This is a genomic window from Bacillus thuringiensis (assembly GCF_022095615.2).
GTDB classification, from domain to species: domain Bacteria; phylum Bacillota; class Bacilli; order Bacillales; family Bacillaceae_G; genus Bacillus_A; species Bacillus_A cereus_AG.
In genome coordinates, this window is the sequence record NZ_CP155559.1 from 4,153,265 (window position 1) to 4,172,438 (window position 19,174).

A 19,174-nucleotide genomic window follows, 5' to 3' on the forward strand; every position below is an offset into this window, starting at 1 on the left:
CCCCCTATATTAATTTCTCTGCTACGTATGAAGCAAATACATCTAATGCTACTTCTTCTTGCTCACCAGTTGCCATATCTTTTAAGTTAATGATGCCTTTATCTAGTTCATCTTCCCCTAATACAGCTACAAATTTCGCCTTTAGACGATCTGCGGATTTAAATTGTGCTTTCATTTTGCGGTCTAAATAATCTTTTTCAACTGATAATCCAGCTTTACGAAGATCAAACGCAACTTTCGCAGCATGGTCTTTCGCTTTTTCACCAAGCGCTACAACATAACAATCAATACTATGTTCAATTGGTAATTCAATGTTTTCAGCTTTTAGCGCCATAATTAAACGTTCGATACTCATCGCAAAACCGATACCTGGCATTTCTGGTCCACCGATTTCTTGTACAAGCCCGTTATAACGACCACCACCGCTTAATGTAGTGATAGCACCGAAACCTTCTGCCTCACTCATAATTTCAAAAACAGTGTGTTGATAGTAGTCTAAACCACGTACTAAGTTCGGATCTTTTTCAAATGGAACATCCATCATCGTTAATAGTTCTTGAACTTTCTCGTAGTATACTGCTGAATCTTCGTTTAAGTATTCTGTAATAGATGGTGCTGTTCCCATTAATTCATGGTTACGGTCCTTCTTACAATCTAAAATACGAAGAGGGTTCTTTTCTAAACGAGATTGACAGTCAGAACAGAACTCACCGATACGTGGCTGGAAGTGTGTGATTAACGCATCACGGTGCGCTTGACGGCTCGCCGCATCACCTAAGCTGTTTAATACAACTTTAATATTTTTTAAGCCCATGCCGCGGTAAAACTCTACAGCAAGTGCAATTACTTCTGCATCAATTGCAGGATCGTTACTACCGATTGCTTCAATACCGAATTGTACGAATTGACGATAACGACCTGCTTGTGGTCTTTCATAACGGAACATTTGACCGATATAGTATAATTTCGTTGGCTGTGTTGCGTCACCGAACATTTTGTTTTCAACATAAGAACGTACAACAGGTGCAGTACCTTCTGGACGTAATGTTAAACTACGCTCCCCACGATCTTGGAATGAGTACATTTCTTTTTGTACGATATCTGTCGTATCACCAACACCACGTAAAAATAACTCAGTGTGTTCAAAAATTGGTGTACGAATTTCTTTATAATTGTAACGACGGCAAATTTCGCGTGCTTGCCCTTCGATATACTGCCATAACTCAACAGTGCCTGGAAGAATATCTTGCGTTCCGCGTGGGATTTGAATAGACATATTCAGTTCCTCCTCAAATTGTTTTAATCTTAATAAAAATAAAAAAACTCCCGCCTCTACTGTTTGAACAGTAGGGACGAGAGTATTATACCCGTGGTGCCACCCTAATTGAAGCACGTATGCTTCCACTTTTTTAATAACGCTTAAATGTGCGTTCATCTCTACTAAGCATATATGCCGTTCAAGTTGAAACCTCTAGAGTGTCATTCAATCAGTCATCATGCAGAAATGTTTTCAGCCTAAGACATTTCTTCTCTTTCCATGTGTGTCTCATTTACTCTTCTCTATCAACGGTTATATTCATATGTAAATATAAAATTACTATACGTTTGTTCAGTAGGATTGTCAAGTGCTCTAAGAGCGTTCAATCTGCTTCTTTAGACGCTTTACATCTTGAAGAGAAATTCCAAACTCAGAAGCAAGCTCCATTGAAGTATTGTTTTGTTCCTTTGAAATAAACTCATGAAAATTCACGTTAAACAGTTGATTTGCACCATTTGTAACAGAATGCCCTTTTTCATTCATACGCATACGTATATCCCTCACATTCAATATGGATGTTTTACTTTTTATTGTTCCATATTGATGAGAGAGTTATACATAACTGAAACAGCTATTGATTCCAAATAAAGTGAACCTTTCATCTGTGGGGGGCACTGCCCACAAATAGCGGGATAAATGAACAAAACATACAACAATGTATAAAAAAGAGAGGATTATATAATCCCCTCTTCTTTAGCAACACTATTTACTATCCACAATTAAGGTCACCGGACCATCATTGATTAAAGAAACATCCATCATTGCTCCGAACTTCCCTGTTTCTACATGCAACCCTTGCTTACGAACTTCCTCATTAAAGAAATCATATAAACGCTCTGCATAATCAGGTTTGGCAGCATCCATAAAGTTGGGACGTCTTCCCTTGCGGCAATCTCCGTATAATGTGAATTGCGAAATTGATAGAACTTGTCCTTCTACATCAAGTACAGAATGGTTCATCTTTCCACTCTCATCTTCAAAAATACGTAAGTTCGCAATTTTTTCTGCAATGTAAGTTGCATCTTTTTCTGTATCTTCATGCGTAATGCCAACTAGTAATGTTAAACCGAACGGAATTTGTCCTACGATCTCACCGTCTACTGTGACAGACGCTTCTTTTGATCGTTGTAAAACAACTCTCATCTTTTCTACACTCCCTATTAATGCATCATGCGTCGTACTGCATAAATTTCTGGAACACGTTTAATGCGTTCTACTACTTTTTTCAAGTGCTGTAAGTTACGAATAGAGATTGACATATTAATTGTTGCCATCTTATTACGGTCACTTCTACCAGAAACTGCCGAAATGTACGTTTTCGTCTCTGTAACAGCTTGCAATACTTCATTTAATAAACCACGGCGATCGTAACCTGAAATTTCAATATCAACGTTATACTCAATTTCTTTTTCAGGGCTACCTTCCCACTCTACTTCTAATAAACGTTCTACAGCTTCTTCTGTATGAACATTTACACAATCACGGCGGTGAATCGATACGCCTCGGCCTTTCGTAATATATCCAACGATATCATCACCCGGTACTGGGTTACAGCATTTTGATAAGCGAATTAATAAATTATCCGCACCGCTTACTTTAACGCCAGAATCCCATTTTCGAATTTTCATCGGTTTACGAACTTCTTTAACTTCAACGATTTCTTCTTCTTCACGTTGCTTACGGAATTTGTCCGTTAGTCGCGTAACAATTTGCGACGCTGTAATCCCGCTATATCCAACTGCTGCAAACATATCTTCTTCATTTGCAAAATTGAACTTCTCAGCAACACGTTTTAAATTGTCAGGAGCTAACACTTCTTTCATCTCATACTCTAGACCACGCACTTCTTTTTCAACAAGCTCACGGCCTTTTTCAATATTTTCATCTCTACGTTGCTTCTTAAAGAATTGACGTATTTTATTTTTCGCATGAGATGTTTGAGCAAGTTTCACCCAGTCTTGACTTGGTCCATACGAATGTTTCGATGTTAAAATTTCAATGATGTCACCTGTTTTTAATTTATAATCAAGGGTCACCATTTTGCCGTTTACTTTTGCACCAATTGTTTTATTTCCAATCTCTGAATGCACGCGATACGAAAAGTCAATTGGAACAGATCCAAGTGGCAATTCCATTACGTCGCCTTTCGGTGTAAAGACGAATACCATGTCAGAGAATAAATCAATTTTTAATGACTCCATAAACTCTTCTGCATTAGAAGCTTCATTTTGCCATTCTAATATTTGACGGAACCATGTAAGTTTCTTCTCTAATGTACCTGTTGTTTCTGCTGTTTTTCCTTCTTTATACGCCCAGTGCGCCGCGATCCCGAATTCTGCAATCTCATGCATTTCTTTCGTACGAATTTGCACTTCAAGCGGATCACCTTTCGGCCCAATTACAGTCGTATGAAGAGATTGATATAGATTTGCTTTCGGCATCGCAATATAATCTTTAAAACGACCTGGCATCGGCTTCCAGCACGTATGAATAATTCCAAGCACTGCATAACAATCTTTAATACTATTTACAACGACACGTACAGCTAATAAATCGTAAATTTCATTGAACTGTTTATTTTGCAGTGCCATTTTACGATAAATACTGTAAATATGTTTTGGTCTTCCAGAAATCTCAGGTTGAATTGAAACCTCTTTTAATTTCTCACGAATACCAGTCATTACTTCATCTAAATATTCTTCACGCTCTGCACGTTTACGCTTCATTAAATTTACAATACGATAGTATTGTTGCGGATTTAAATAGCGAAGTGACGTATCCTCTAACTCCCATTTAATAGTACTAATTCCGAGTCTATGTGCTAAAGGTGCAAAGATTTCTAACGTTTCATTCGCAATGCGACGCTGCTTCTCTTGAGGCAAATGTTTCAATGTACGCATGTTATGAAGACGATCAGCTAGTTTAATTAAAATAACTCGAATATCTTGAGCCATTGCGATAAACATTTTACGATGGTTTTCTGCTTGTTGTTGCTCATGAGATTTATATTTAATCTTTCCGAGCTTTGTTACACCATCGACAAGCATAGCAATTTCTTTATTAAATTCCCGTTCGATATCTTCTAATGTAATCTCTGTATCTTCCACTACATCATGTAAGAAACCTGCTGATACTGTAGCTGGATCCATGTGTAAATCAACTAAAATACCTGCAACTTGAATTGGATGAATAATGTACGGTTCACCCGATTTTCTGTATTGTTCGCTATGCGCATCACGTGCATATTCATAGGCACGTGCCACTAGCTCAATATCTTCATCTGCTAAATATTGACTTGCTTTCTCGAGTACCTGTTCAGCTGTTAGTACCTGCTCATTTGCCATCGAATCACCTTTTATTGAAAATTGACTTTATCTTAATTAAGTAGAATAAATTATATTCTATCATTATAACCTAATGATTGTGAATTGTGAAAAGGAAAAGATTTTACTGACATTTCACCTTATTTTTTTGTGCAATTATACAAAAGTACCCGCTCCTCTCCAAGAGATTCACGGGTACTTTTTATCACCGTAGTTTTACCTATATAGTGATTAGTATTTTTCTAATACTAATACATCGTAACCATCTAACATTTTACGACCATCTAAGTAAGTAAGCTCTACTAAGAATGCAATTCCTGCTACAACTCCGCCAAGTTCTTCAACTAGCTTAATTGTCGCTTCAATTGTTCCACCTGTAGCTAATAGATCATCTGTAATTAATACGCGTTGACCTGGCTTAATTGCATCTTTATGGATTGTTAAAACATCTTTACCATATTCTTTACCGTAGTCAACTGTAATTACTTCACGTGGTAATTTTCCTAATTTACGAACTGGTGCAAAACCTACTTCTAATGCATAAGAAACTGGGCAACCGATAATAAAGCCACGAGCTTCTGGTCCTACTACAACATCGATATCTCTGTCTTTTGCATACTCAACGATTGCATCTGTTGCTGCTTTGTATGCTTTACCGTCGTTCATTAACGGTGTAATGTCTTTAAATACAATACCTTCTTTTGGATAATCCGGTACAATTGCGATATGTTGCTTGAAATCCATATTTCTGAATCCTCCTCAGATATAAAAGGTTTTGTAAATACAAATCCTTTACCCTAACTGTTCTACTTCTTTATGATTACGAATCGTTTCAAACCATGTATATAGTTGCTGATATGTGCTATAAACCAATTCTTTTTCTAATTGTAAGTGGTTCATTTTCTCACGATATGTGTTCGATTCAATTAAATCACGCTTTTGTTTTTTGTCTGCCATAAAAATGACGCCATCTTTTATTGTAACAAATTCTAACTCAAAAAACACCTGTGTCATGAAATTTACTGTATCTTTTGACCAACCTTTATGTCGGCATAGTTGTTCTCCATATTGTCTTAAAGAAAATGGTGCTTTTTGGCTCAAGAACGAATAGTACCATTTAAAATGTTCCCTCGTTGGAACAGTACTAAATAAATGATTATTCTCTTGATAAAATAGCGTATAAATTCGCGACGGGAACCCAACTTTAAATAGATCTCTTAATTCATCTGTTCCTTTTGGTAAATTAAGTAACACGATGTATTGATCGTCTAAATGAGTTACTTCTGATGCATGCATCATATGCTCTTTATAGTCTTCTAAAGAAAATTTATTCAATACCTCTTCAGAAAAATACACCATCGTTATTTTTTCTTTCGGAAGTTCTGCTACATTCGCTTCTACGTTACGCATACTACGCCAATCAAATAATTGCCACGCCTCTACAGCAATATCTTGCACCATTAATTGCGGCTTCTTAAAATTATTCCATTCATTGATAGATGCTTCCCCTATTACAGATACCTTTGCAACTGGAGAAATTTCTTTCGCATAGGCACCAAAACCAAATCCAATTGTATCTAGTGTCGCTTGTCCATCGCGAAGAGCCATTTTCAAATGAGAGCCATCTGATCCGATTGCACGAATACTTTCTAACTCTGCATCCTTCACTGCAATACGTGGTTTTGGGTTTCCAACGCCAAATGGCGCTAACTTTTGCATGTCTTCAATTGCTGCCAGTGTTACATCCTCCACTTTACAAAAGACATCAACAGCTGTAATTGGAATAAAATCTTCTTCTGTTAAAATTACCTCTGCTTGTTCATTTAAGCGGCGGCGTAATTCATCTACATCATTCATATGTAGCGTCATTCCCGCTGCCATCGGATGCCCTCCGAAGTGTGGCAATAACTCTCTACAATCTGACAAATTTGCAAACAAATCAAATCCTGCAATACTACGTGCTGAACCTTTTGCTGTTTCTTTTACAGGATCAATGCATAATACAATCGTTGGACGATAAAAACGTTCAACTAATTTAGATGCGACAATTCCAATTACACCTGGATTCCAGCCTTCTTTTGCCAGTACTAGTACTTTATTGTCTTCTGGCGAGAAATTATTTTCCACTTCAGCGATAGCTTCTTCTGTAATTTGCTTTACAATATCTTTTCGCAGTTTGTTCAGCTCATCAATTTCTTCAGCTAGCTCTTTCGCTTCTTCTGGATCATCTGATAATAAAAGATGTACAGCCGGCGTAGCATCTTCTAAACGTCCAACTGCATTAATACGCGGTGCGATCGAGAAACCAATGCTCTCTTCTGTAATTTCACTTTGCGAAACGTTAGCAACTTTAAATAGCGCCTTTAGTCCGATATTTTTTGTCATGCGCATATGCTTTAAACCGCGCTTCACTAGCAATCTATTCTCACCATGAAGTGACACTAAATCGGCTACTGTACCAATTACTGCAATTTCTAATAAATGCTCTGGTACACGGCCTAGTAGTGCATGTGCAACTTTAAACGCAACACCTACACCAGCTAAATAGTGAAACGGATATACACCGCCATCTAATTTCGGATGAATAATTGCAAGTGCTTCTGGCAATTCTGGTGGTGGCTCATGGTGATCTGTAATAATAAGATCTATTCCAAGTTCTTTCGCCACATTCGCTTCATGTACTGCTGCGATACCAGTATCGACAGTAATAATTAGTGAGAATCCTGCGCTATGTGCCCAACGAAATGCTTCTTCGTTCGGTCCATATCCTTCTGTAAAACGGTTTGGAATATAAAATTCTACGTCTGCACCTAATTCTTGCAAGGCAAGATATAACACAGTCGTACTACTTACTCCGTCCGCATCGTAGTCACCAAATATTAATATTTGCTCTCCATTTTGAATCGCCTTATTTACACGTTCTACCGTTCTATCCATTCCTTCTAATAAAAATGGATCATGAAATTCTTGATTTTCTGTATTTAAAAAATCTAAAATCTTATCTTCTGTATCTAGTCCTCTACCGAGGAATAACGAAACGACAAGTGGTGATAATTGTAATTTACTTGCTAATTCACTCACTCGCTCATTATTATATTCTTTTTCTTTCCAACGCGTCTTCGGTTGTAACACGAAATCACCCCTTAACCTGTTCATTATACAAGACAGATTAAGGGGTGACAATATAATGCAAAATACGATGCAATATCTATATACTAAAATGTTAATGATATTTAATTTGGAGAATACGGATTTATATGTACAAACACATTTTGTACGTTATCTTGTTCCATAAGCGTTTCTTTCACATGCTTTCCAATGCGGTGCCCTTCTTCTACAGTAATGTATGGATCTACAGAAACTTTAATATCAACAATAACGTAATGACCATGCTCCCTTGCATATAAAGAGCCGATTTTTTTCACACCGTCTATTTGAAGTACAGCCTCTCTAAGCGGCACAACATCTTCCTCATGAAGAACATGATCAAGCGTTGCATGAATCGCTTCGGCCCCAATACTCCACGCCATCTTTGCAACAAGAAGTGAAACAAATAATCCTGCAATTGGATCGGCATATACAAGCCAGTCTACCCCGAACTTACCACCAATAATCGCTGCACAAATACCAATTAAAGCTGCAATTGAAGAAAACACATCCGAACGGTGCTCATATGCATTTGCAATAATTGCATCACTATTTACCCTCTTTCCTAATCGGAATTTATATTGAAACATTCCTTCTTTCACGATAATCGAAAGAACAACAGCAAAAATCGTAATTCCTTTAGGTGGTTCTAGTTCTTGCGAAAAAGCTTTTATAGACGAAATTGCTATCTCGATTCCCACAATAAATAATAATACCGCTACAATAATTGCTGAAATCGATTCCGCTTTACCATGACCATACGGATGATCTTCATCAGGCGGTTGCTTTGCTGCTCGCAATCCAAAAAGTACAGCGAGCGAACCAATTACATCTGATGCAGAATGCACGGCATCCGCTAATAGTGCTTTACTGTTCCCAATATAACCAATTACCGCCTTTACAATCGCTAATATAATATTACCAACGATCCCGACAATAGCACCAAACTCGGCCTGTTTAAAACGTTCATCTTTTTCCATAATTAAAATCCCTTCTTTTCTTAACCTATCTTTTTATTGTAGCAAAAATAGCGATAACATCACCATTTTCTTCTATATTCCTTCTGTTAAAAAGTTGCTATCTTATTGTATCCACAAACGAAAAAAGAGATGCCTCATAAAGAGACATCATCTTTTTTATACTTGCGGTTCAGATTCTACTTTCTCAACCTTTTTCTTGTTTTTGCCCTTTTTCAAACGACGATTTTCAAGCATTAACCAAATTTGAGAAGCAACGAAAACAGAAGAGTACGTACCTACAACTAATCCAACAAGTAACGCAAACGAGAAGTTACGTAGTGACTCACTACCGAAGATAAGTAACGCAATTACTGGGAATAACACTGTTAATACGGTGTTAATCGAACGTCCAAGTGTTTGGCGAATACTTGCGTTTACGATTTCTTCTAGGTCTTTTATGTCGCGAACGCGTTTTTTCTGTTTGTATAGCTCACGGTTTCTATCAAACGTAACAATCGAGTCATTGATAGAATAACCGATGATTGTTAATACCGCAGCGATAAACGTTAAGTCTACCTCTAATTGGAAAATACTAAATATAACAACCATAACGAATGCGTCATGTAATAATGCAAGTACTGCAGATAATGCGTACGTAAATCGGAATCGAATACTTACGTATAAAATGATAACCGCAGAAGCGATTAATACTGCGATAAATGCATTTCGTGCAATTTCTTTACCGATTGTCGGTGAAACTGTACTTACGTTTGGATCTGTACCATATTTATCGTGGAAGAATGTTTTTGTTTTCGCAATTTCATCTTTTGATAGAACACCTAAAGTACGAACTGCGAATCCTTTATTGTCATCTCCAGTCGGTACAATATTTTCTTCCTTCACGTCAATTTTCAATTCTTTAAAATCTTTATGAACATCAGACACAGTAAGTGTTTGTTTTGATTGCAAGTCGATACGTGTACCACTCGCAAAGTCAATACCAAGATTCAATTTGAAAATTGGTAAAATAATTGCACCTGCAATGATAACTACAATCGAGAAAACAAGGAATTTATGACCGATATTTACGAAGTTAATACGATCAAATCTTGTCGGTGGATGTACTACACCTTTTGTTAATGGAATAATATCCTTTTGTTTCACACCAAAGTATCCTGGTTTTTTATCGAAGTAACGGCTCTTTACAAGTAAACTTAGTAAGAAACGAGTACCGAATACGTTCGTAACGAAACCAACTAAAATACTTACGATTAAACTTGTTGCGAATCCTTTTACAGAGCTATTACCATAAACGAATAACACACCAGCTGCTGCAAGAGTCGTAACGTTTGCATCTAAAATTGTTGCTAATGAACGATGGTTACCAGCACGAAATGCTGACATCATTGACTTGCCAATTTTCAGCTCTTCTTTCAGTCTCTCGTACGTAATAATATTCGCATCAACTGCGATACCTACCCCGAGCACTAACGCCGCAATACCTGGCAACGTAAGAACTGCATGCATCCAGTTAAAGACAAGTAACGTAACGAAAATGTATAGACCTAACATAATAACCGCTACAATTCCTGGTAAACGGTAGAATACAAGCATAAATAAGAAAATAAGAGCGATACCAATCGCACTAGCGAAAATCGTTTGCTCTAACGCTTGTTGACCAAATTTCGCTCCAACAGATGTTGAATACATTTCTTTTAAATCAACAGGAAGTGCACCTGCATTTAATAAAGATGAAAGTTGTTTCGCACTTTCAACTGTGAAGTTTCCACCTACGATAGATACTTCAGCTTGATTAAACACTTGACTTACTGTTGCTGCTGATAAGAACTTCGGATTCGGTTTTGCAGATTCTGCTTTATACGAATCTTTTCCTTCTTCAAAATCAAGCCAAATTACCATTAAATTCGTTGGTGGTGGCATTTTTGAAATTTTTTCAGTTACTTCACGGAATTTTTCAGCGCTCTTTAGTGTAAGACCTACGCTCGCACGGCCTTGCTCATCAAATGTTTGCTTCGCTCCGCCGCCTTTTAAATCCGTTCCGTCCATAAGAAGGTTGTCATCTACATCACGGAATGTTAATTTCGCTTGTGTTGATAACATTTCACGTGCTTTTTGCTGATCTTGTACACCAGCAAGCTGTACGCGAATTCGATCTTGTCCTTCAATTTGAATGTTCGGCTCACTTACACCGAGAACATTGACACGATTTTCAAGAGCCCCTACTGTACTTACAAGTACGTCTCGATCGATTTTATCACCTTTTTTGGCTGGTTTTACTTCATACAGAATTTCAAAACCACCGCGAAGGTCTAGTCCTAGACTAATTCCTTTTGCTATGTCTTTTCCTGCCGCACCAATTACTCCACCGATTAATAAAACGATGAGGAAAAAGGCGGCAATTCTCGTACCACGCTTTGCCATATGTACCCTCTTTCTGCTACTAACACTTTAAATAAATCTCTTACGATTCACTTTTACACGTGTGCATACGTCTAGTTAGTAGACTTCCTTTCTATAATTTTGCTAGTTCCTCACTAGCTGTGTCGGTAAGTGTTTCACAATACCTTCACTTTCATTATTTATTTTCTCTCTTCACTACCCCCTTTATATATAATCTTAGACATAATTATTTCCTCATTATCAATACCTATCATTATACTGCAAAAGGAAGAACAAACCAATTGCAGTCGGTTATTTATTTTCATATTCATCAAATGACCAAAGTGGCGCTTGATATGCTTCAACAGTTAAATAAGTCATATATTCATTAGCACTTACTCTTAATACGTCATTAACTAATTCATACAATCTAACATCACTGTCTATCTTCTTCCACTTTTTCACTTTAAGAAACTTCCAAATATCATCATCTGTTACTCGGTCATAACCGAACATGTGGAACTCTTCTACTTTGCTTTCTAAAACGACTTGTAACTGTCCGCGGTATGATTCTACCAAAGCCTCTTTTTCTAACATACATAACATCTCCTTCTGATTTCAGCACGAAAAGTCGCTTTTAATCCCGCTCTAATGGACAGCAATAACTACTTTCAAGAGCACTCTCATACTTCACTCTCTTAAATGCTTGTCATTCTTGTCTCATACGTGCATATAAATTATTGTAAATCATTCCACTGATTTTGAGAAGGTAGGAGAAGACCATGACGAGACAAAGCTTTTTAAAAGGCGCATTTATTTTAATGATAGCCGGCTTTATTACCAAAATCCTAGGATTTATTAATCGTATTGTAATGGCACGTATTTTAGGGGAAGAAGGCGTTGGCCTTTATATGATGGCCGTTCCTACATTCATTCTAGCAATTACATTAACACAAATCGGTCTTCCTGTCGCAATCGCAAAATTTGTAGCAGAAGCGGAAGCGGTGAACGATAAACAAAGAGTAAAAAAAATATTAACAGTATCATTAGCTGTTACATCCGTTATTAGTATCATTTTAACAATTGGAATTATGCTCCTCACACCTATTTTAGCAAAAACATTATTAACTGATGAACGGACGTACTATCCATTAATGGCCATTTTGCCTGTCGTTCCTGTTATTGCTGTTTCTTCTGTTTTACGCGGCTATTTCCAAGGGAAACAAAATATGAAACCTAGTGCTTACGCCCAAGTTATAGAACAATTTGTCCGCATTACAATTATCGCTATATGCATTCAGTTATTTTTACCTTACGGCGTAGAATATGCTGCAGCTGGCGCTATGTTATCAGCCGTTCTCGGTGAAGTTGCATCGTTATTATTTTTACTCACTTTATTTCAGCGCGAAAAACATTTATCTATACGCTCTGGTTTTTTTACTACTGTAAAGGAAAGCAAAGGGACATTTTATTCTCTGATGGATATCGCTCTTCCGACTACAGGAAGTCGTTTAATCGGTTCCGTTTCATATTTCTTTGAGCCTATCGTCGTTATGCAAAGCTTAGCGATTGCAGGAGTTGCTGCCTCTGTCGCAACCCAGCAATACGGTATATTAAACGGTTATGCATTCCCACTTCTATCACTGCCAGCCTTTATTACATACGCTCTTTCTACAGCACTTGTTCCATCTATTAGTGAAGCGATGGCTAAAAGACAGCATAAATTAGTAGAACACCGCCTACAACAAGCTCTTCGGATCTCATTAATTACTGGTGGCTGGTCAGTCGTTATATTATACGTATTCGCTTCTCCTGTTTTAACTCTTATGTATGGATCGGATAGTGCCACAGCATTCATCCAGCTCCTTGCACCTTGCTTTTTATTTCATTACTTTCAAAGTCCACTTACCTCTGTTTTACAAGCTTTAAACTTAGCAAGAGCTGCAATGATGAATACATTTATTGGCGCCATCGTGAAATTAATCGTTATTTTTGTACTAGCTTCAAGGCCAGATTTTCAAATGATGGGGGTTGCACTCGCTATCGCTGCAAATATAGTAACGGTAACATTCCTTCATTACGCTACTGTTTTAAAGAAAATTACATTTACCATTTACGCAAAAGACTATATTTTCGGTGGACTTGCTATCGGTATTGCAGGCGCTTTCGGTTTTTACCTTCATAAATATATGATTTTCTCTCATTCACTCGGCGTACAAACATTATGGGAAATCACTTTAACAACAATCGTTTATATTATCCTCCTCTTCACTTTCAAACTCATTCGAAAAGAAGAGCTAAGTCGACTTCCAATCATTCGAAAACTTTCATTTTTGAAGTAAACGGGCTTACTATTTCATATAGTAAGCCTCTAGTTTTCTTTCAAATCAACAAAAAATTGTCCATTTTGAAAGCTGCAGTATAAAATTTGTTTAATATCGTTATAACCTAAGTTTTTTAATTTGCCAATGAGCCATTCATCTGTATGTTCAATCATTTGTAAATGATTCGATTGAATTTCTCCATCAATAATAAGAGGAAGAGTAAACTGCAATGCACCCTGTTTACCTTTTTGTTTTTGAAAGACAGATAACTTCCCAGATGGTTCTAAAATAGCGTATTCTACATCCCGTACATCCCCAACTCCCTGCTCTCTTAATTGCATCATTAAATCATCTATATTATAACGTTGCTTTCTCATCTTCTTTTCATCAATTTTCCCCGCATTTACAAGAATAGCCGGCTCGCCTTCTATTAAATGGCGAAAGCGTTGATACTTTAACGAAACAACTGACAAAATGATCTGTATACACATAAGAAAAGTCATCGGAACTAATTGGTGCCAAAGTGATTTATCGGTATTTTCAATTGCCACTACAGCCATTTCACCAAGCATAATGAATACGACTAAATCTAATACACTTAGCTCTCCAATTTCACGTTTACCCATAAGACGAAAAATAATTAATATGATGATATACAAAAGCATCGTCCGGCCAATGATTGATACCCATTCCATTTCTACATCTCCTTTTTTACGTATAGACTCCCCTATAAAAAAGAAACTAGTCTAACTTAATCAAAATGAAAATATGCTTGTATTAAAAAGGGGGAATGTATACATGGATGGAACGAAAAAATTATCAACCGCAATTGGCTTTGGTATCGTTACACTATTAATTCTCGCATCACTTATTAGCATGGTTATGGCTCTTTTATTAAAATTTACAGATATGAATGAAGGGACATTAGCTGTTACTATTTTTATACTAGCTCTGTTATCTATGCTTATATCTGGATTTACTGCCGGCAAAAAGGCACAAGGGAAAGGCTGGTTAGTAGGCTTCACAACAGGACTTACATTCGCCATACTTGTTTTTCTAGTTAACTATTTAGGCTTCTCTCAAACTTTATCGAACTCCCAGTTACTTTATCAATTAGCATTGATGGGTGCGAGTACACTCGGCGGTATTTTCGGTGTAAATATGTCAAAACAAAACAACTAAAAAAAGGCCCTGCACATTTCATGCAGGGCCTTCCTCATTAGTTTTTCACAACTTCACGAATCGCATTGCGATCGAAAGTTAAGTGTGAACCACCAGATTTAATAACGATTTTCGTATCATCTACTGATTCGATTGTACCGTGTAAACCACCGATTGTTACGATAGCATCACCTTTTGCTAATTCATTTTGCATTTGAGCAACTGCTTTTTGACGCTTTTGTTGCGGGCGAATTAATAAGAAATAGAAAATCGCAAACATCGCAACAATCATAACGATATTCATCATACCTGGATTCATCTTTTGTTCCTCCTTTTAAATTATGTATTAGAAGTTTTTAGCATTCGGTTTATTAAAGCCATACTGTTCAAAGAATTCTTCGCGGAAATCGCCAAGACGGTCTTCACGAATAGCTTGTCTCACCTGCTCCATTAAGTTTAACAGAAAATGAAGGTTGTGATAAGACGTTAAACGAATTCCGAACGTTTCATCACATTTCATTAAGTGACGAATGTACGCACGAGAGTAATTTTTACATGTATAGCAGTCACAATTTGGATCAAGCGGACCGAAGTCTCTTGCAAATTTCGCATTTTTTACAACTAGACGGCCTTCACTTGTCATACATGTACCATTTCGAGCGATACGAGTTGGAAGTACGCAGTCAAACATATCAATACCACGAATTGCACCATCGATTAACGAGTCAGGAGAACCTACTCCCATTAAGTAACGTGGCTTATTATCTGGAAGAAGTGGCGTTGTAAACTCAAGTACACGGTTCATAATATCTTTTGGTTCTCCAACAGATAAACCACCTACAGCGTAACCAGGGAAGTCCATTGAAACAAGGTCTTTTGCACTTTGACGACGAAGCTCTTCGAACTCTCCGCCTTGTACGATACCGAATAAACCTTGATCTTGTGGACGTTCATGCGCTTTTAAACAACGTTCTGCCCAGCGGCTTGTACGCTCTACAGACTTCTTCATATATTCAAAAGTAGCTGGGAATGGTGGACACTCATCAAATGCCATCATAATATCTGATCCTAATGCATTCTGAATTTCCATCGCTTTTTCTGGTGATAAGAATAATTTATCTCCATTTAAGTGATTACGGAAGTGAACACCTTCCTCTTCAATACGACGGAAGTCACTTAAACTGAATACTTGGAAACCACCAGAGTCCGTTAAGATTGCACGATCCCAGTTCATAAATTTATGCAAACCACCTGCTTCACGAATAATTTCGTGACCTGGGCGTAGCCATAAGTGATACGTATTACTTAAAATAATGCCAGAATCCATTGCTTTTAATTCTTCTGGTGACATTGTTTTAACTGTTGCAAGTGTACCAACTGGCATAAATGTTGGTGTATCAAATGAACCGTGCGGTGTATGTACGCGTCCTAAACGGGCACCTGTTTGTTTACAAGTTTTAATAAATTCATAACGAATTGCTGTCATAATTTACTCCTTTTATTTGTTTCCCATCTTAGCATGTGATGCAACGAACATTGCATCACCGAAGCTAAAGAAACGATATTTTTCTTTTACTGCTTCATTATAAGCATGAAGTACATTATCTCTGTTCGCAAATGCACTTACAAGCATAATTAATGTTGATTTCGGTAAATGGAAGTTTGTAATTAAACCATCAATTGCTTTAAATTCATAACCTGGATACATAAAAATGTCTGTCCAGCCAGAAGCAGCACAAAGCTTGCCGTCATGATCTGTCGCAATTGTTTCTAACGTACGAGTTGAAGTCGTACCTACCGTAATAATACGTCCACCACTCTCTTTCACACGATTTAATAATGCCGCTGTCTCTTCAGACATATGGTAATATTCTGCGTGCATATGGTGTTCTTCAATCGTATCGGCAGAAACTGGTCTAAATGTTCCAAGCCCTACGTGAAGTGTAATGAAAGCTAACCCGACGCCTTTTTGTTTTAACTTCTCCAATAACTCTTCTGTAAAGTGAAGTCCTGCAGTTGGCGCTGCTGCTGAGCCGATCTCTTTCGCATATACTGTTTGATAGCGATCGCGATCTTCTAGCGTCTCTTTAATATACGGAGGAAGTGGCATTTCCCCAAGTTCATCTAAAATTTCATAGAAGATGCCGTCATATGAAAATTCAAGCTGACGTCCACCTTGATCTGCAGTTCCTGTGCAAGTTGCTTTTAATTTCCCTTCGCCAAAAGAGATAATAGTTCCTTCTTTTACACGTTTCGCTGGCTTAACAAGCGTTTCCCACGTATCGCCTTCTTCTTGTTTTAAAAGAAGTACTTCAATGTGCGCGCCTGTATCTTCTTTCACACCGTGCAAACGAGCAGGCATTACTTTCGTTTCATTTAAAACTAAGCAATCCCCCTCATGTAAGTAAGAAAGAATATCCGTAAAATGTTTATGCTCAATATCGCCTGTTTCACGGTCTAACACCATTAATCTTGATGTTTCACGATCTTCTAACGGGACTTGTGCAATAAGTTCTTCTGGTAAATGAAAATCAAACAGATTTATATCCATAACTATATCCACCTATTTCTTATTTAAATCGATTTATTATATACATAATAAAAGATAATACAATACTTAACACAATACATGTAATGACAGGAAAATAAAAGGTAACGTTTCCTTTTTTCATAAAAATATCGCCTGGAAGTCTTCCAATAAACTTCCAAGCTAATCCAACAACAATGAGTAAGATACCTGCTGTAATAAGCAATTTTGGCATCTCCGTCATACTTTTGGCATCTCCATTCCGAAATGCTCATATGCAAGCGGCGTTACAATTCGGCCTCTTGGCGTTCGTTGTAAAAAGCCAATTTGTAATAAATACGGCTCATACACATCTTCAATCGTATGAGATTCTTCTCCGATCGTTGCCGAAACCGTTTCTAATCCGACTGGGCCACCGCGGAATTTCTCAATAATACCAAGCAATAATTTATGATCGATATGATCTAGACCTAATTTATCTACTTGCAGTAGTTCTAACGCCATTTGTGTAATTTCCATTGTAACTGTTCCGTTACCACGAACTTGTGCGAAATCTCGTACACGTCGTAATAAACGATTCGCAATACGAGGTGTACCACGAGCACGTCTTGCAATTTCTAGTGCAGCTAACGAATCAATTTCAACTTCAAATACTTCTGCTGTACGTTCTACAATCTCAGACAACTGATCTACTGTATAGTACTCTAATCTTGAAAGTACACCGAAACGGTCACGAAGTGGTGCTGATAATGCCCCTGCACGTGTCGTTGCTCCAACTAATGTAAATGGAGGTAAATCTAAACGTACAGATCGTGCTGACGGTCCTTTCCCAATTACAATATCAAGGCAAAAATCTTCCATCGCAGGATATAGCACTTCTTCAATCGATCTATGCAAACGATGAATTTCATCTATAAATAATACATCCCCCGGCTGAAGCGCTGTTAATACAGCTGCTAAATCTCCTGGTCTTTCAATTGCTGGACCTGAAGTTGTTCTAACATTTACGCCCATTTCATTGGCAATAATATTGGCAAGCGTCGTTTTACCAAGTCCTGGTGGTCCATATAGAAGCACATGATCTAACGTTTCTTCACGCATTTTCGCTGCTTCAATAAACACCTCTAAATTATGTTTCGCTTTATCTTGGCCAATATACTGACGGAGCGTCTGTGGCCGTAATGAATATTCTAAATCCGAATCTTCATATGCAGATTCCCCTGAAAGGAGACGTTCGTCCATTATACTCACCTCTTACCATTTAGTAAAAGACTAAGTGCCTTTTTAATATACTGATCCGTCGTTAATGATTCTTTTAATAACTCTGGTACAACGCGAGAAACTTCTCGTTCTGCGTATCCAAGTGCGCGCAGAGCTTCCAGCGCCTCATCAAGCTCAGCTGATGAACCTTTCTTCTCATCAAAACGTTCTGTATCTGAGAATAAATCAACAAATGCATCTGGTACGACGTCAGCTAGTTTTCCTTTTAAATCTAAAATCATTTGGCGTGCTGTTTTCTTTCCGACGCCCGGGAATTTCACTAAAAACTTCTCGTCTTCATGTTCAATTGCTTGAACGACCTGTCCTGTTTGACCAGAAGCTAAAATTGCAAGAGCGCCTTTTGGTCCAATGCCAGACACACCTAACAACTTTGTAAATAATAAACGCTCTTCACGTGTTTTAAACCCGTAAAGTGCCATAATATCTTCTCTCACATAATGATATGTATAGACACGGATTTCTTGCTTACTTCTTTGAAATACATACGGATTTGGTGTGAAAATTTGATAACCAATTCCATTATGGTCAATTACGACATATTCCGGTCCTACATACTCCACGTAACCTGTAACATATTCAAACAAAATACGATCTCTCCCTCTTAAATCATGTATTCCATTTTAACATATTTAATGATAGAAAAGCGAGACTACCCCAACAAATGTTCTCCATTTGAAACTTCTGTTATTTTCCATTGACAGAAAGCATGAAGCAACTTAATATACAGAAGTCGA

The 19,174-nt window shown here is 37.5% G+C and carries 18 protein-coding genes and 1 other annotated feature; of the genes, 2 read left to right on the forward strand and 16 right to left on the reverse strand.

The genetic code is table 11. The features are described 5' to 3' along the window. Positions 1–4: 4 nt before the first annotated feature. The 9 genes from hisS to KZZ19_RS21560 all read right to left on the reverse strand — a co-directional run bounded on the left by hisS (position 5) and on the right by KZZ19_RS21560 (position 11,744). Complete coding sequence (hisS, locus tag KZZ19_RS21520; protein ID WP_237979560.1) at positions 5–1,276, reverse strand: histidine--tRNA ligase; 1,272 nt, start codon at positions 1,274–1,276, stop codon at positions 5–7. 69 nt (positions 1,277–1,345) lie between these two features. Then, positions 1,346–1,576: a binding site (T-box leader), on the reverse strand. A gap of 54 nt (positions 1,577–1,630) precedes the next feature. After that, positions 1,631–1,807: a hypothetical protein gene (locus KZZ19_RS21525; RefSeq protein ID WP_016086173.1), complete on the reverse strand. Its 177-nt coding sequence runs from the start codon at positions 1,805–1,807 to the stop codon at positions 1,631–1,633. Between the two features lie 213 nt (positions 1,808–2,020). After that, positions 2,021–2,461 carry a D-tyrosyl-tRNA(Tyr) deacylase gene (locus KZZ19_RS21530; RefSeq protein ID WP_001266955.1) on the reverse strand — a complete coding sequence of 147 codons (441 nt, stop codon included), beginning with the start codon at positions 2,459–2,461 and terminating at the stop codon, positions 2,021–2,023. A 17-nt stretch (positions 2,462–2,478) separates the two neighbouring features. Continuing rightward, complete coding sequence (gene relA, locus KZZ19_RS21535; RefSeq protein WP_002145623.1) at positions 2,479–4,662, reverse strand: GTP diphosphokinase; 2,184 nt, start codon at positions 4,660–4,662, stop codon at positions 2,479–2,481. Between the two features lie 210 nt (positions 4,663–4,872). Next, positions 4,873–5,385, reverse strand: a complete 513-nt coding sequence (locus KZZ19_RS21540; RefSeq protein ID WP_000346213.1) for an adenine phosphoribosyltransferase — start codon at positions 5,383–5,385, stop codon at positions 4,873–4,875. A gap of 48 nt (positions 5,386–5,433) precedes the next feature. Then, a complete protein-coding gene (gene recJ / locus KZZ19_RS21545; protein ID WP_237979561.1) occupies positions 5,434–7,773 on the reverse strand; it encodes a single-stranded-DNA-specific exonuclease RecJ in 2,340 nt (779 codons plus the stop codon). A 101-nt stretch (positions 7,774–7,874) separates the two neighbouring features. Further along, positions 7,875–8,768, reverse strand: a complete 894-nt coding sequence (locus KZZ19_RS21550) for a cation diffusion facilitator family transporter (protein ID WP_087982109.1) — start codon at positions 8,766–8,768, stop codon at positions 7,875–7,877. 156 nt (positions 8,769–8,924) lie between these two features. Continuing rightward, a complete protein-coding gene (gene secDF, locus KZZ19_RS21555) occupies positions 8,925–11,189 on the reverse strand; it encodes a protein translocase subunit SecDF (protein ID WP_237979562.1) in 2,265 nt (754 codons plus the stop codon). A gap of 270 nt (positions 11,190–11,459) precedes the next feature. Continuing rightward, positions 11,460–11,744, reverse strand: a complete 285-nt coding sequence (locus tag KZZ19_RS21560; protein WP_000890213.1) for a post-transcriptional regulator — start codon at positions 11,742–11,744, stop codon at positions 11,460–11,462. A 185-nt stretch (positions 11,745–11,929) separates the two neighbouring features. Between KZZ19_RS21560 and spoVB the strand changes: the two genes are divergently transcribed. Further along, on the forward strand, positions 11,930–13,489 hold the full coding sequence (spoVB, locus tag KZZ19_RS21565; protein ID WP_237979563.1) for a stage V sporulation protein B: 1,560 nt from the start codon (positions 11,930–11,932) through the stop codon (positions 13,487–13,489). 29 nt (positions 13,490–13,518) lie between these two features. On the opposite strand, the gene KZZ19_RS21570 is transcribed toward spoVB, so the two are convergent. Next, positions 13,519–14,166 carry a DUF421 domain-containing protein gene (locus KZZ19_RS21570; RefSeq protein ID WP_237979564.1) on the reverse strand — a complete coding sequence of 216 codons (648 nt, stop codon included), beginning with the start codon at positions 14,164–14,166 and terminating at the stop codon, positions 13,519–13,521. 103 nt (positions 14,167–14,269) lie between these two features. Between KZZ19_RS21570 and KZZ19_RS21575 the strand changes: the two genes are divergently transcribed. After that, complete coding sequence (locus KZZ19_RS21575) at positions 14,270–14,653, forward strand: TIGR04086 family membrane protein (RefSeq protein ID WP_088097854.1); 384 nt, start codon at positions 14,270–14,272, stop codon at positions 14,651–14,653. 37 nt (positions 14,654–14,690) lie between these two features. Here KZZ19_RS21575 and yajC read toward each other — a convergent pair whose 3' ends face one another. Genes yajC through ruvA form a run of 6 tightly spaced genes read right to left on the reverse strand, consistent with a single transcriptional unit; the run spans position 14,691 to position 19,024 of the window. Further along, positions 14,691–14,951 (reverse strand): preprotein translocase subunit YajC, encoded by a 261-nt coding sequence (gene yajC, locus KZZ19_RS21580; RefSeq protein WP_088097855.1) that lies wholly within the window; start codon positions 14,949–14,951, stop codon positions 14,691–14,693. 27 nt (positions 14,952–14,978) lie between these two features. Further along, positions 14,979–16,118 carry a tRNA guanosine(34) transglycosylase Tgt gene (gene tgt, locus KZZ19_RS21585; protein WP_000125362.1) on the reverse strand — a complete coding sequence of 380 codons (1,140 nt, stop codon included), beginning with the start codon at positions 16,116–16,118 and terminating at the stop codon, positions 14,979–14,981. Between the two features lie 12 nt (positions 16,119–16,130). Then, positions 16,131–17,183 carry a tRNA preQ1(34) S-adenosylmethionine ribosyltransferase-isomerase QueA gene (queA, locus tag KZZ19_RS21590; protein ID WP_088097856.1) on the reverse strand — a complete coding sequence of 351 codons (1,053 nt, stop codon included), beginning with the start codon at positions 17,181–17,183 and terminating at the stop codon, positions 16,131–16,133. A 19-nt stretch (positions 17,184–17,202) separates the two neighbouring features. Beyond that, positions 17,203–17,403 (reverse strand): DUF2905 domain-containing protein, encoded by a 201-nt coding sequence (locus KZZ19_RS21595; RefSeq protein WP_088097857.1) that lies wholly within the window; start codon positions 17,401–17,403, stop codon positions 17,203–17,205. After that, positions 17,400–18,401 carry a Holliday junction branch migration DNA helicase RuvB gene (gene ruvB, locus KZZ19_RS21600; RefSeq protein ID WP_000344467.1) on the reverse strand — a complete coding sequence of 334 codons (1,002 nt, stop codon included), beginning with the start codon at positions 18,399–18,401 and terminating at the stop codon, positions 17,400–17,402. Before ruvB ends, KZZ19_RS21595 begins: the two co-directional genes overlap by 4 nt. A gap of 5 nt (positions 18,402–18,406) precedes the next feature. Next, a complete protein-coding gene (gene ruvA / locus KZZ19_RS21605; RefSeq protein WP_000464511.1) occupies positions 18,407–19,024 on the reverse strand; it encodes a Holliday junction DNA helicase RuvA in 618 nt (205 codons plus the stop codon). Positions 19,025–19,174 lie beyond the last annotated feature (150 nt).